The organism is Streptomyces sp. NPDC090994, from assembly GCF_044768905.1.
Lineage (GTDB): Bacteria > Actinomycetota > Actinomycetes > Streptomycetales > Streptomycetaceae > Streptomyces.
In genome coordinates this window covers 111,127-124,796 of record NZ_JBIVWS010000015.1, presented here as the reverse complement: position 1 = coordinate 124,796, position 13,670 = coordinate 111,127, and the positions used below count along the sequence as shown (strand labels likewise).

Here is a 13,670-nt window from a genome sequence, read left to right as displayed (position 1 = left end):
GGCAATGCAGCACGGCAAGTACCGGTTCATCGCGGGGTTCCTGGCGCTGCCGCTGGGGATCTACGCCCTCTTCGTCGTCTGGCCGTTCGTCCAGTCCATCTACTACTCGTTCACCGACTGGACGGGGCTGAGTCCCGAGTTCGAGATGGTCGGCTTCGACAACTACGCGCGGATGCTCGACGACGACGTCTTCTGGAAGTCGCTGTGGCACAGCGTGCTCTTCGCGCTGCTCGTCCCCCTGGTGACGCTCGGCCTGGCGCTCTTCCTCTCCTTCATGATCAACGTCGGCGGCCGGAGGCGGAAGGGCGGCCCGGTGGTCTCCGGGGTCCGCGGCTCCGCCTTCTACAAGATCGTCTACTTCTTCCCGCAGGTGCTGTCGATCGCCATCGTCGCCCTGCTGTTCCAGTTCGCGTACAACCCGGACAGCGGCGCGGTCAACTCCCTGCTGCGCGGGATCGGCCTGGACTCCGTCCAGCCGCTGTGGCTGGGGGACCCGAACCTCGCCCTGTGGTGTGTCATGGCGGTCCTCGTCTGGTCCACGGTCGGCTTCTTCGTGGTCCTCTTCTCCGCCGGCATGGCCTCCGTCCCGGCGGAGCTGTACGAGGCCGCGCTGCTGGACGGGGCGACCCGCTTCACCACGTTCTTCCGGGTCACCCTGCCGCTGCTGTGGGACACCGTGCAGTCCGGCTGGGTCTACATGGGCATCCTCGCGCTCGGCGCCGAGTCCTTCGCGGTCGTCCAGATCATGACCGTCGGCCCCGGCGGACCGGACTACTCGACCACCGTCATGGTCCTGTACGTGTACCAGAAGGCGTTCCGGGACGGTCAGGCCGCCTACGCCACCACCATCGGCGTCGCCCTGCTCGTGGTCACCCTGGCCTTCGCGGCCGTCGTGATGCGGCTGGGCCGGCGCGAGCGGCTGGAGTACTGAACCGATGAAGACGACCGACACCCCCGCCGAGCCGACACCGAAGAACGAGCCGACACCGAAGAACGAGCCGAAACCGAGGAAGGAGCCGGAACCGAGGAAGGAGGGCGGCGCCCTCGACGTCTTCTCCCACGGCGTCCTCGTCATCTGGGCGATCATGGTGGTGCTGCCGCTGGTGTGGGCGGTGATGACGTCCTTCAAGGACGACGCCTCGATCTTCGGCTCGCCCTGGTCGCTGCCGGACACCCTGCACTTCGACAACTGGTCCAGGGCCTGGACCCAGGCCCACATGAGCGACTACTTCCTCAACACCGTCCTGGTGGTGGGCGGCTCGCTCGCCGGCACCCTGGTGCTGGGCTCGATGGCCGCCTACGTCCTGGCCCGGTTCGACTTCCCCGGCAACCGGTTCGTCTACTTCCTGTTCGTCGGCGGCATGAGCTTCCCGATCATGCTCGCGCTGGTGCCCCTGTTCTACGTGGTGGACAACCTGGGGCTGCTGAACACCGTCCACGGGCTGATCCTCGTATACATCGCCTACTCGCTGCCCTTCACGGTGTTCTTCCTGACCGCGTTCTTCCGCACCCTGCCGACCTCGGTGGCGGAGGCCGCGTTCGTCGACGGGGCCTCGCACACCCGGACGTTCTTCCAGGTCATGCTGCCGATGGCCAAGCCGGGGCTGATCAGCGTGGGGATCTTCAACTTCCTGGGGCAGTGGAACCAGTACATGCTGCCGACCGTGCTGAACACCGACCCCGACCAGCACGTCCTCACCCAGGGCCTGGTGCAGCTCGCGGTCAGCCAGGGGTACAAGGGCGACTGGTCGGGACTGTTCGCGGGCCTGGTGATGGCGATGCTGCCGGTGCTGGCGGCGTACATCCTCTTCCAGCGGCAGGTGGTGCAGGGACTGACCGCCGGTGCCCTGAAGTGACGGCCGCGCGGAGGGCGCGGGCACCCGGATGCGGTTCAACCTCTTGACGGGAGGCGACCCGAACGGCTCAGCTTAGAGTTCACTAGTTGGACATGGACGGGGCCTCGTCGACGCGGCCCCGGCGCAGGAGGTCGTCGTGGAGACTCCGGGGTCGCAGTCGTCGCTGCACCGAGCCAACCTGGAGAGGGTCGTACGCGCCGTACGGCTGGCCGGGTCGCTCACGCAGGCGGAGATCGCGAGGACGACGGGGCTGTCCGCGGCGACCGTCTCCAACATCGTCCGGGAGCTGAAGGACGGCGGGACCGTCGAGGTCACGCCCACCTCGGCGGGCGGCCGGCGGGCCCGCAGCGTCTCGCTCAGCGGGGACGCCGGGATCGTGATCGGTGTGGACTTCGGCCACACCCACCTGCGCGTGGCGGTCGGCAACCTCGCCCACCAGGTGCTGGCCGAGGAGTCCGAGCCGCTGGACGTGGACGCCTCCTCGGCCCAGGGCTTCGACCGGGCGGAACAGCTGGTCAGCCGGCTGATCGAGGCGACCGGCGTCGACCGGTCCAAGATCGCCGGGGTGGGCCTCGGCGTGCCCGGCCCGATCGACGTGGAGTCCGGCACGCTGGGGTCCACCGCGATCCTGCCCGGCTGGAGCGGCACCCGGCCCGCCGAGGAGCTGCGGGGGCGGCTCGGCGTGCCCGTGCACGTCGACAACGACGCCAACCTCGGCGCCCTCGGCGAGCTGGTCTGGGGCAGCGGCCGGGGGGTGCGGGACCTGGCGTACATCAAGGTCGCCAGCGGCGTCGGAGCCGGGCTGGTGATCAACGGCAAGATCTACCGGGGACCCGGCGGCACGGCGGGCGAGATCGGGCACATCACCCTCGACGAGGCCGGCCCGGTCTGCCGCTGCGGCAACCGCGGCTGCCTGGAGACCTTCACCGCCGCGCGGTACGTGCTGCCGCTGCTCAGGTCGAGTCACGGCACCGGTCTGACGATGGAGGGCGTGGTGCGGATGGCCCGGGACGGCGACCCGGGCTGCCGCCGGGTCGTCGCCGACGTCGGCCGGCACATCGGCAGCGGCGTCGCCAACCTCTGCAACCTGCTCAACCCCAGCCGGGTCGTCCTCGGCGGCGACCTCGCCGAGGCCGGCGAGCTGGTCCTCGGCCCCATCCGGGAGTCCGTGGGCCGCTACGCCATCCCCAGCGCCGGACGCCAACTCTCCGTGCTTCCTGGGGCACTTGGCGGCCGTGCCGAGGTGCTCGGCGCGCTCGCCCTCGCCCTGAGCGAGATGGGCGATTCGACCCTGCTGGACGGCAGCGCGGCCGGCGGTCTGCCCACCGCGGCCCCCGTCTTCACTTAGAGAACGGATGGCACCGTTGCCATCTCGTTAAGGATTTACTTCTTGACGTCGCACGTGTGGCCGAGTTGACTTCCAGCCACCTCGGCCGCAACGACGCGGCCTCGTCAGGGAGGTTTCTGAAGTGAACACGCGTATGCGTCGTGCCGCCGTTGCCGTAGCCGCCACCGCGATGGCCGTCTCACTCGCCGCCTGTGGCAGCGCCAAGGAGTCCGGAGACAACGCCGACTCGTCGGACGACTCCGCCAAGAAGGGCGACGCGATCAAGGTCGGCCTGCTCCTTCCCGAGAACCAGACCGCTCGCTACGAGAAGTTCGACAAGCCCTTGATCGAGAAGAAGGTCAAGGAGCTGACGAACAACAAGGGCGAGGTCATCTACGCCAACGCCAAGCAGGACGCCAGCCAGCAGGCGCAGCAGGTCGACACGATGGTGACCAACAAGGTCGACGTGCTGATCGTGGACGCGGTCGACTCCAAGGCCATCGCCGGCTCGATCAAGAAGGCCAAGGACCAGGGCATCCCGGTCGTCGCCTACGACCGCCTGGCCGAGGGCCCGATCGACGCCTACACCTCGTTCGACAACGTGACCGTCGGCAAGACGCAGGGCGAGGCGCTCCTGGAGGCGCTGGGCGACAAGGCCAAGGACGGCCAGATCGTCATGATGAACGGTTCCTCCACTGACCCGAACGCCGCCCAGTTCAAGGAGGGCGCGCTCTCCGTCCTCAAGGGCAAGGTGAACATCGGCCGCTCCTACGACACCAAGGAGTGGAAGCCGGAGAACGCCAACGCCAACATGGAGGGCGCCATCTCCGCCCTGGGCAAGGACAAGATCATCGGCGTCTACTCGGCCAACGACGGCATGGCGGGCGGCATCATCACCGCCCTGAAGGCCGCCGGGATCGACGACATCCCGGTCACCGGCCAGGACGCCGAGCTCAACGGCGTGCAGCGCATCCTCACCGGCGAGCAGTACATGAGCGTGTACAAGTCCTACCCGCAGGAGGCGGCCACCGCGGGTGAGATGGCCGTCGCCCTCGCCAAGGGCGAGTCGCTCGACTCCCTCGCCACCAGCGAGTCCGACAGCGCCACCACCAAGGGCATCCCGACCGTCCTGGTCCCGGTCGTCTCCCTGACCAAGGACAACATCAAGGACACCGTGGTGAAGGAAGGCTTCTACACGGTGGACGAGATCTGCGCCGGCAAGTACGCCTCCGCCTGCTCCAAGGCCGGCCTCAGCTAAGCAGCCCCGCCCCTGAGCAGCTCCGTCTCCCGCGGCGCGCGACACGCGCCCGGGACCGGCTGCCCCAGTTCCTCCGGCGCCCCGCACACACCAGCCCCGCGAGCTAGGCGGGGCGCCGGACGGACCACCCCCCAAACTTCTGCACAACCTCCCGCCGGGTCAGGCGGCGAAGGAGTTGGTTCACGTGTCCGCTACGCCCGTGCTGGCGTTGCGCGGGGTCTCCAAGCGGTTCGGTGCCGTCCAGGCGCTCACCGACGTAGAGCTTGAGGTCCACGCCGGTGAAGTGGTCGCCCTGGTGGGCGACAACGGTGCCGGAAAGTCCACGCTGGTCAAGACGATCGCCGGCGTCCACCCCATCGACGAAGGCGCCATCGAGTGGGACGGCAGGGCCGTCACCATCAACAAGCCGCACGACGCCCAGAACCTGGGCATCGCGACCGTCTACCAGGACCTCGCGCTGTGCGACAACATCGACGTCGTCGGCAACCTCTACCTGGGCCGGGAGATCCGCAAGCGCGGCGTCCTGGACGAGGTGGAGATGGAGCGCCGCAGCCGCGAGCTGCTGGACACGCTCTCCATCCGCATCCCCAGCGTCCGCATCCCGATCGCCTCGCTCTCCGGCGGTCAGCGCCAGGTCGTGGCGATCGCCCGCTCCATGCTCGGCGAGCCCAAGCTGGTCATCCTCGACGAGCCCACCGCCGCCCTCGGCGTCGAGCAGACCGCCCAGGTCCTCGACCTGGTCGAGCGGCTGCGCGAGCGCGGCCACGCCGTCATCCTCATCAGCCACAACATGGCCGATGTGAAGGCGGTCGCCGACAAGGTCGCCGTGCTGCGGCTCGGCCGCAACAACGGCATCTTCGAGGTCAAGTCGACCTCCCAGGAAGAGATCATCTCCGCCATCACCGGCGCCACGGACAACGCCGTGACCCGTCGTGCGGCGCGCACCAATGGGGAGATCCAGAAGTGAGCATCGACAAGACCTCCGCCGCCGCCACCGAGCCGGCGGAGAAGACCGCCGCCGCGGCGGTCCCCGCGGTCGACCCCCGCCTGCTGGTGCGCGAACAGGGCTTCGCGGGCTACTGGAGCGAGTTCAAGCGCAAGATGAAGGCCGGCGACCTCGGGTCCCTCCCGGTCGTCGTGGGCCTGCTGGTCATCTGGGCCATCTTCACCAGCCTGAACTCCAACTTCCTCACCGCCGGCAACTTCTCCGACATGTCGGTCGCCATGGTCGGCACCGGCCTGATCGCCGTCGGCATCGTCTTCGTCCTGCTGCTCGGCGAGATCGACCTGTCGGTCGGCTCGGTCAGCGGTGTCGCGGGCGCCACCTTCGCGGTGCTGAACATCACGCACGGGATGAACGAGATCCTGGCCCTGGTGCTGGCGGTCCTCACCGGCACCGTGGCGGGCGCCATCCACGGCTTCGTCTTCGCCCGCATCGGCGTCCCGGCCTTCGCCGTCACCCTGGCCGGCCTGCTGTTCTGGCAGGGCTTCATGCTCCGGATACTCGGCGACAACGGCACCATCAACCTGGACGCCGACGGCATCGTCGTCAACCTGACCAGCTACTACTTCAGCGACGTGGCCGCCGCCTACGGCCTGGCGGTCGTCGTGACCGCGGGCTACTTCCTCTCCGCGTACTTCGGCAACCGCCGCCGCGAGGCCGCCGGGGTGCCCTCCCGGCCGCTGAGCGAGATCGTCGTCCGTACGGTGCTGCTGGCGGTGCTCGCCTTCGTCGTGGCGTTCGTCTTCAACCAGTACAAGGGCCTGCCGCTGGCCGTGGTGATCTTCCTGGCGTTCCTGCTGCTCACCGACTTCGTGCTGCGCCGCACCGCCTACGGCCGCAAGGTGTTCGCGCTCGGCGGCAGCGTCGAGGCGTCCCGCCGGGCCGGCATCAACGTGGAGCTGGTGCGGATCTCGGTCTTCGCGATCGCCGGCACCTTCGCCGCGATCGGCGGCCTGTTCGTCGCGTCGAAGATCGCCTCCGCCAACCAGGGCGCGGGCACCGGTGAGTTCCTGATGAACGTCATCGCCGCGGCCGTCATCGGCGGCACCTCCCTCTTCGGCGGGCGGGGCCGCACCTGGGACGCGCTGCTCGGTGTGATGGTCATCGTCTCCATCCAGTACGGCCTGGCCCTGGAGGGCATCGCCTCCCCGGTCCAGTACATGATCACGGGTGGCGTGCTGCTGGCCACGGTCGTCATCGACGCGGTCACCCGCAAGACCCAGAAGACGGCCGGCCGCGCCTAGCGCCGCCGCTTCTGAACCGACCTGTGCCCGGTACCAACGGCGGTACCGGGCACAGCCGTGTCACAGCTCCTGCCATACCCGGGGCCCGTGGTGGGTACAGCCGAACGCGTGACGTACGACGCACCGCCCGGACACCGACCACCGGAGCGGAACATTAGACTCGACAGGCCCGGCAACAGCTCTACTGCAAGGAGGCACGGGTGCCGCTGCTGACCCGCATCACGGGACCGCGCGATCTGGACCGGCTCAGCCTGGAGGAGCTGGACCAGCTGGCCCAGGAGATCCGGACCTTCCTCGTCGAGGCCGTGTCCAAGACCGGCGGCCACCTCGGCCCCAACCTCGGCGTGGTGGAGCTCACCATCGCCCTGCACCGCGTCTTCGACTCACCGAAGGACAAGGTGCTCTTCGACACCGGCCACCAGTCCTACGTGCACAAGCTGCTCACCGGCCGGCAGGACTTCTCCAAGCTGAAGATGAAGGGCGGCCTGTCCGGCTACCCCGCGCAGGCCGAGTCCGAGCACGACGTCATCGAGAACAGCCACGCCTCCACCGTGCTGGGCTGGGCCGACGGCATCGCCAAGGCCAACGAGATCCTGAAACAGGACCGGCACGTCGCCGCCGTCATCGGCGACGGCGCGCTCACCGGCGGCATGGCCTGGGAGGCGCTGAACAACATCGCCGCCGCCAAGGACCGCCCCCTGGTCATCGTCGTCAACGACAACGAGCGCTCCTACGCCCCCACCATCGGCGGCCTCGCCAACCACCTGGCCACCCTGCGCACCACCGACGGCTACGAGCGCTTCCTGGCCCGCGGCAAGGACCTCCTGGAGCGCACCCCGGTCGTCGGCCGCCCGCTCTACGACACCCTGCACGGCGCCAAGAAGGGCCTGAAGGACTTCATCGCCCCGCAGGGCATGTTCGAGGACCTCGGCCTGAAGTACGTCGGCCCGATCGACGGCCACGACATCGAGGCGCTGGAGTCCGCGCTGACCCGCGCCAAGCGGTTCGGCGGCCCGGTCATCGTGCACTGCCTCACCGAGAAGGGCCGCGGCTACCAGCCCGCCCTGGCCGACGAGGCCGACCGCTTCCACGCCGTCGGCAAGATCCACCCCGACACCGGTCTGCCGATCTCCACCTCCGGCGCCGACTGGACCTCCGTCTTCGGCGAGGAGATGGTGAAGCTCGGCACCGAGCGCGAGGACATCGTCGCCATCACCGCCGCGATGCTCCAGCCGGTCGGCCTCGACAAGTTCGCCAAGCGCTTCCCCGACCGCGTGTACGACGTCGGTATCGCGGAGCAGCACGGCGCCGTCTCCGCGGCCGGCCTCGCCCACGGCGGCCTGCACCCGGTCTTCGCCGTCTACGCCACCTTCCTCAACCGCGCCTTCGACCAGGTCCTGATGGACGTGGCCCTGCACAAGTGCGGCGTGACGTTCGTCCTGGACCGGGCCGGCATCACCGGCACCGACGGCGCCTCCCACAACGGCATGTGGGACATGTCGATCCTCCAGGTCGTGCCCGGCCTCAGGCTCGCCGCCCCGCGCGACGCCGACCAGGTCCGCGCCCAGCTCCGCGAGGCCGTCGCCGTCGACGACGCGCCGACCGTGGTCCGCTTCTCCAAGGGCGCCGTCGGCCCCGCCGTGCCGGCCGTCGGCCGCGTCGGCGGCATGGACGTCCTGCGCGAGCCGGGCACCGAGCACCCCGACGTCCTCCTGGTCTCCGTCGGCGCCCTCGCCCCGATGTGCCTGGAGATCGCGGACTTGCTCGACAAGCAGGGCATCACCACCACCGTCGTCGACCCGCGCTGGGTCAAGCCGGTGGACGAGGCGATGGCCCCGCTGGCCGAGCGGCACCGCGTCGTCGTCACCGTCGAGGACAACTCCCGCGTCGGCGGGGTCGGCTCCGCCGTCGCCCAGGCCCTGCGCGACGCGGGCGTCGACGTACCGCTGCGGGACTTCGGCATCCCGCCGCGCTTCCTCGACCACGCCTCCCGCGCCGAGGTGCTCGCCGAGATCGGGCTGACCGCCCCGGACATCGCCCGCCAGGTCACCGGACTGGTCGCCAAGCTCGACGGCCGGTACGAGCGGGCCGGCGCCGAAGCGGTGGAGGCCACCCGCGACTGACGCGCGGCGGCTCCGACGGGCCGGTCCCGCCACCCGATGCGGTGGCGGGACCGGCCCGTCCGCGTGAATCCCCGCCCGCCGGGGCATACGTACCGCGCCCCCTTCGATCATGCCGAGGGCGACCAGCGTGGGAGGTCCCGTGAGCAGCACCCTCTTCCGGACGAAGAAGATCGAGCAGTCCATCCAGGACACCGAGGAGCCCGAGCACGCCCTCAAGAAATCCCTGTCCGCGCTCGATCTGACCGTCTTCGGCGTCGGCGTCGTCATCGGCACCGGCATCTTCGTGCTGACCGGCACGGTCGCCAAGAACAACGCGGGACCCGCCACCGCCCTCGCCTTCGTCGTCGCCGGCGTGGTCTGCGCGCTGGCCGCCCTCTGCTATGCAGAGTTCGCCTCCACGGTCCCGGTGGCCGGGTCGGCGTACACCTTCTCCTACGCCTCGCTGGGCGAGCTGCCGGCCTGGATCATCGGCTGGGACCTGGTCCTGGAGTTCGCGCTCGGCACGGCGGTGGTGGCCGTCGGCTGGTCGGGGTACATCCGCTCGCTGCTGGACAACGCGGGCTGGCAGTTCCCGGACTACCTCGGTGGCCGGGACGGCGCCGACGGCTTCGGCTTCGACATCCTCTCCGCCGCCCTCGTCCTCGTCCTGACCGCCATCCTCGTCCTCGGCATGAAGCTCTCGGCCCGGATCACCTCGGTCGTCGTCGCCATCAAGGTGGCGGTCGTCCTCATCGTCATCATCGCCGGGGCCTTCTTCGTCAAGGGCGCCAACTACGACCCGTTCATCCCGAAGTCCCAGGAGGTCGAGGCGGGCAGCGGTCTGCACTCGCCCCTGATCCAGCTGCTGTTCGGATGGGCGCCCGCCAACTTCGGCGTGATGGGCATCTTCACCGCCGCCTCCATCGTCTTCTTCGCCTTCATCGGCTTCGACATCGTCGCCACGGCCGCCGAGGAGACCAAGAACCCGCAGCGCGACATGCCCCGCGGCATCCTCGGCTCCCTGTTCATCTGCACGATCCTGTACGTCGCCGTGTCCATCGTGGTCACCGGCATGCAGCACTACAGCGAGCTGTCGGTGGACGCCCCGCTCGCCGACGCCTTCAAGGCCACCGGGCACCCCTTCTTCGCCGGCGTCATCAGCTTCGGCGCGGCGGTCGGCCTGACCACCGTCTGCATGATCCTGCTGCTCGGCCAGACCCGGGTCTTCTTCGCCATGAGCCGCGACGGACTGCTGCCCCGCTTCTTCTCCCGGGTCCACCCGAAGTTCAAGACCCCCTACCGCCCGACCATCCTCCTCGGCGTCGTCATCGCGATCGTCGCGGGCTTCACCTCCCTGAGCGAACTGGCCGAGCTGGTCAACATCGGCACCCTCTTCGCCTTCGTGATCGTCGCCTTCAGCGTGATCATCCTGCGCCGCACCCGCCCCGACCTGCCCCGCGCCTTCCGCACCCCGCTGGTGCCCGTCCTGCCGATCGTGTCCGTGGCCGCCTCGCTGTGGCTGATGCTCAACCTGCCCGCCGAGACCTGGCTGCGGTTCGGGATCTGGATGGCGATCGGCATCGTCGTCTACTTCCTCTACGGCCGCGGCCACAGCCGGCTGGGCCGCGGCGAGACGGAGAGCGGCAACAGCCGGTGACCGCGCGAGGCCGCTAACGTGCGGATGTGCCGCTCTCCCCGTCACCCTCCGTGTCCGCTTCGCGGACGCGGAGCGGCTACTGGACCCGCCTGCTGCCCCTGCTCGCGCTCCTGGCCTGCCTCACCCGCCTCCCCTCCTTCGCCCGCCCGCTGTGGAACCCCGACGAGGGCTATCTCGCCGTACAGGCCCGCCTGCTCGCGGACGGCGGCCGGCTCTACGAGACGGTCGTCGACCGCAAGCCGCCGCTGGTGCCGTGGCTCTACGAGGGCGCGTTCGCGCTGACCGGCTCGGAGTCGCTGGCGCCGGTACGCGTGCTGGCCGTCCTCGCCCAGCTCACCACGGCCGCCCTCCTCGCCTCGCTGGCCCGCCGCCGCTGGGACGACGGACCCGGGCGCACCGCCGGGGTGCTGTACCTGCTGGTCTCCGTCGGCCTCAACCCCGAGGACGCCCAGGCCGCCACGTTCGAGGTGTTCATACTGCCGGGCACGGCCGCCGCCCTGTGGTGCGCCGACCGCCGCCGCTGGAGCGCCGCCGGGGCCGCCGTCGCCTGTGCCTTCCTGGCCAAGCAGACCGGCGCGGCGGTCCTGCTGCCGGTGCTGTGGCTCAGCGGGTTCCGGCGCGGCCCCCTGCTGCGGCTGGCGGCGGGCGCCGCACCTCCCGTCCTGGGCGCCGCCCTCGCCACCGACCCGTCCGGCTTCCTGTTCTGGACGGTCACCGGCTCCGGCTCCTACGCCTCCTTCTCCGGCTCCTGGACGCATGCCCTGGCCCGCGCCCTGGGCAACGCGGCGGTTCTCGCCGTCGGCTGCGCCGCGCTGCTGCCGCCGCTGGTCCGCCGGGCGCCCGGCCGGACCGGCCTGTGGGTGTGGCTCGCCGCGTCGGCCGGGGCGGTCCTCACCGGCCTGCACTTCTTCGGCCACTACTACCTCCAGCTGCTGCCGCCGCTGACCCTGCTGGCGACCGCCGCGCTGCACGCCCTGCCCCGCGAGCGCACCGCCCGCGCGGTCCTCGTCGCGGCCTGCTGCTGCACGCTGTTCCTCACCTGGGGCCTGTTCGCCCCGCGCACCGAACTGGACCACGCGCGGCGGCTGGCCGACGCCGCCGCCCGGGCCACCGGCCCCGACGAGCGCGTCCTCGTGTGGGGCATACACCCGGAGACGTACTGGCTCGCCGACCGCGCCCCCGCCACCCGCTACCTCACCGCCGGCCTGCTCACCAACCACAGCGGCGGCCGCTCCGGCGCCCGGGTCGGCGAACGGCAGGCCGTCGCGGGCGCCTGGGACGTCTTCCGCCGCGAGACCACGGCCCGCCCACCGGCCCTGATCGTCGACGACTCGCGCGGCGCCCCGTACGCCCCGGAACACCTGCCGACCCTGCGACGCCTCCTCGCGGCCCGCTACGAGGAGGCGGGGACGGTCGACGGGGCGGTGCTGTACGTGCGGACGCGGGGCCGCTGAGCGGGGCCGTGGGGCGGCTCATGCCCGCGGCACCGCTGAGCGGACCCGCGTATCGGACGGCTCAGCCCTCCGGCGCCAGTGAGCGGGCCCGCGTCGGACGGCTCAGCCCTCCGGCGCCGCTGAGCAGGGCCGCGTCGGACGGCTCAGTCCTCCGGTGCCGCTGAGCAGGCCCGCGCCGGGCGGTTCAGCCCTTCGGTGCCGCTGAGCAGGCCCGCGCCGGGCGGTTCAGCCCTTCGGCCGCACCGTCCGGGGTCCCGCGACCTCTGCCCCCGACTCCGTGACCCTGCGCCGCAGTTCCCGGTCGGCGGTCACCACCAGTACGTCCCGCCCGCGGGCCCGCCCGACCAGGTCGACCATGTGGTCGTCCCCGCTGCCGGGCGCGTCCTCCACCCGTACGCCGGGCACGGACGCCACCCCGCGGGCCGCGCCCTCGACGACCAGCACGATCTCCACGGGCCCGGCGTGCCCCGGCACCCCGTCCGCCGCCAGCCGGTCCCGCAGCCGCTCGGCGGCGCCGCGCCGGTCCCGCCACCAGCCGTCGGGCACCGACCCGACCACGTTGGCGGCGTCGACGATCACGAGCAGCGGGGCGTTGTCCTCCATACCGTCAGGGTCCCACGGCCGGGCCGGCCCGATCCCACCCGACCGGTGCCGACCGGGCCGCGCCGCTTAGAGTGAACCGGTGAACGGCGACTGGCTCCTACGCGGCCGCGACGGCCGCCTCTGCGTCTATCTGCCGTCGGGCGACGCGATCCTGTGCCGTGCCGAGCTGGGGCCCGACGGCCCCTGGGAGGCCCCCCGCCGGATCGGCGGCGACCAGAAGCTGCGCCCCGGCCTCGCGGTCGGCGTCGGCGCGGACAGGTACGCCCATCTGGTCGCGTGGCGGCCCACGGGCCGGGGACAGTCCGGGCTGGTGCACTCCACGCACTTCCGGCCCCGGCTCGCCCCGCTGGACTGGAGCCCGGTCGGCCACCCGGACAAGAAGGGCGCCCGCACCGGCACGCCCGCCGTGGCCGTCGACGCGCAGGGCCGCGCCCATGTCTTCGTCCGGAACGCGGGCGGCGGGATGAGCCTGCTGGCGCAGAAGGAGAAGGGCGGCTGGGAGCCCTGGCAGGACCTCGGGGGAGCGGACGTCCAGGAGGAACCCGCCGCCGTCACGGGGGAGTCCGGCCTCGTCGAGCTGTACGCCGCCGCCGACGGCGTACTGCTGCACTGGCGGCAGGAGAAGCCCGGCGCGCGGCCGGTCCTGGACGCGCGGGCCGACGCGACCGTCCGCCCCGGCACCCTCCGGGCGCTGGCCACCTCGGCCGAGCACACCACCCTGTTCTTCACCGACGGCTCCGGGACCCTGTGCGCCTGGCGTCCCGGCGGCGCGCCCGTTCCGCTGGTCGCCGCCGCGGGCCCCGGTCCGGCCGTCGCCGTGCGCTGCGCCATGGAGGGGCACGACTGCACGCTGCTGGGCCAGCGGTCGGCCGGCGGCCGGGTGGCCTTCGCGGCCTACCCGACCGAGCAGGAGGAGGCGGGCGCCTGGTGGACCGAGTCCGGCCCCGCGCTCGCCGACGACACGGAACTGGCTCTCGCCGTGGACGAGACGGACCGGGTGGTCGCGGTGACCCTCTCCCCGTCGACCGGCCGCCTGCTGCTGACCCGCCGCAAGGACGAGCCCGGCCTGGCGCTGCGGGCCTGGCAGGAGGTCTGAGCGAGGACCCGGACCGGGGCGGTGGGGAAACGGAGAGGGGGCGGGCCGCGTTCGGCCCGCCCCCTGGCGT

The 13,670-nt window shown here is 71.4% G+C and carries 11 protein-coding genes; 10 read left to right on the top strand and 1 reads right to left on the bottom strand.

Annotated elements, in window-relative coordinates:
* Nucleotides 1-4 precede the first annotated feature (4 nt).
* From ACIQR3_RS26950 to ACIQR3_RS26910, 9 genes are all read left to right on the top strand, one after another.
* Nucleotides 5-931 (top strand): carbohydrate ABC transporter permease, encoded by a 927-nt coding sequence (locus ACIQR3_RS26950; protein WP_403543211.1) that lies wholly within the window; start codon nucleotides 5-7, stop codon nucleotides 929-931.
* Nucleotides 932-935: 4 nt separating this feature from the next.
* A complete protein-coding gene (locus ACIQR3_RS26945; protein WP_403543210.1) occupies nucleotides 936-1,856 on the top strand; it encodes a carbohydrate ABC transporter permease in 921 nt (306 codons plus the stop codon).
* 136 nt (nucleotides 1,857-1,992) lie between these two features.
* The gene (locus ACIQR3_RS26940; protein WP_403543209.1) at nucleotides 1,993-3,204 is read left to right on the top strand and encodes an ROK family transcriptional regulator; all 1,212 of its coding nucleotides are present in this window, start codon (nucleotides 1,993-1,995) and stop codon (nucleotides 3,202-3,204) included.
* 133 nt (nucleotides 3,205-3,337) lie between these two features.
* Complete coding sequence (locus tag ACIQR3_RS26935) at nucleotides 3,338-4,441, top strand: sugar ABC transporter substrate-binding protein (protein ID WP_215171226.1); 1,104 nt, start codon at nucleotides 3,338-3,340, stop codon at nucleotides 4,439-4,441.
* Between the two features lie 175 nt (nucleotides 4,442-4,616).
* Nucleotides 4,617-5,408, top strand: a complete 792-nt coding sequence (locus ACIQR3_RS26930) for an ATP-binding cassette domain-containing protein (RefSeq protein ID WP_403543208.1) — start codon at nucleotides 4,617-4,619, stop codon at nucleotides 5,406-5,408.
* On the top strand, nucleotides 5,405-6,688 hold the full coding sequence (locus ACIQR3_RS26925) for a sugar ABC transporter permease (RefSeq protein WP_215171169.1): 1,284 nt from the start codon (nucleotides 5,405-5,407) through the stop codon (nucleotides 6,686-6,688). The genes ACIQR3_RS26930 and ACIQR3_RS26925 overlap by 4 nt, the downstream gene beginning before the upstream one ends.
* A 200-nt stretch (nucleotides 6,689-6,888) precedes the next feature.
* Nucleotides 6,889-8,811 carry a 1-deoxy-D-xylulose-5-phosphate synthase gene (dxs, locus tag ACIQR3_RS26920; protein WP_403543207.1) on the top strand — a complete coding sequence of 641 codons (1,923 nt, stop codon included), beginning with the start codon at nucleotides 6,889-6,891 and terminating at the stop codon, nucleotides 8,809-8,811.
* 139 nt (nucleotides 8,812-8,950) lie between these two features.
* Complete coding sequence (locus ACIQR3_RS26915; protein WP_403543206.1) at nucleotides 8,951-10,447, top strand: amino acid permease; 1,497 nt, start codon at nucleotides 8,951-8,953, stop codon at nucleotides 10,445-10,447.
* A 26-nt stretch (nucleotides 10,448-10,473) separates the two neighbouring features.
* Nucleotides 10,474-11,901 carry an ArnT family glycosyltransferase gene (locus ACIQR3_RS26910; RefSeq protein ID WP_403543205.1) on the top strand — a complete coding sequence of 476 codons (1,428 nt, stop codon included), beginning with the start codon at nucleotides 10,474-10,476 and terminating at the stop codon, nucleotides 11,899-11,901.
* A gap of 225 nt (nucleotides 11,902-12,126) precedes the next feature.
* On the opposite strand, the gene ACIQR3_RS26905 is transcribed toward ACIQR3_RS26910, so the two are convergent.
* Complete coding sequence (locus ACIQR3_RS26905; protein WP_403543204.1) at nucleotides 12,127-12,504, bottom strand: NTP pyrophosphohydrolase; 378 nt, start codon at nucleotides 12,502-12,504, stop codon at nucleotides 12,127-12,129.
* Between the two features lie 79 nt (nucleotides 12,505-12,583).
* Here ACIQR3_RS26905 and ACIQR3_RS26900 point away from each other — a divergent pair, with 79 nt between their 5' ends.
* Nucleotides 12,584-13,600 carry a hypothetical protein gene (locus ACIQR3_RS26900; RefSeq protein WP_403543203.1) on the top strand — a complete coding sequence of 339 codons (1,017 nt, stop codon included), beginning with the start codon at nucleotides 12,584-12,586 and terminating at the stop codon, nucleotides 13,598-13,600.
* The last annotated feature ends 70 nt before the right edge of the window (nucleotides 13,601-13,670 follow it).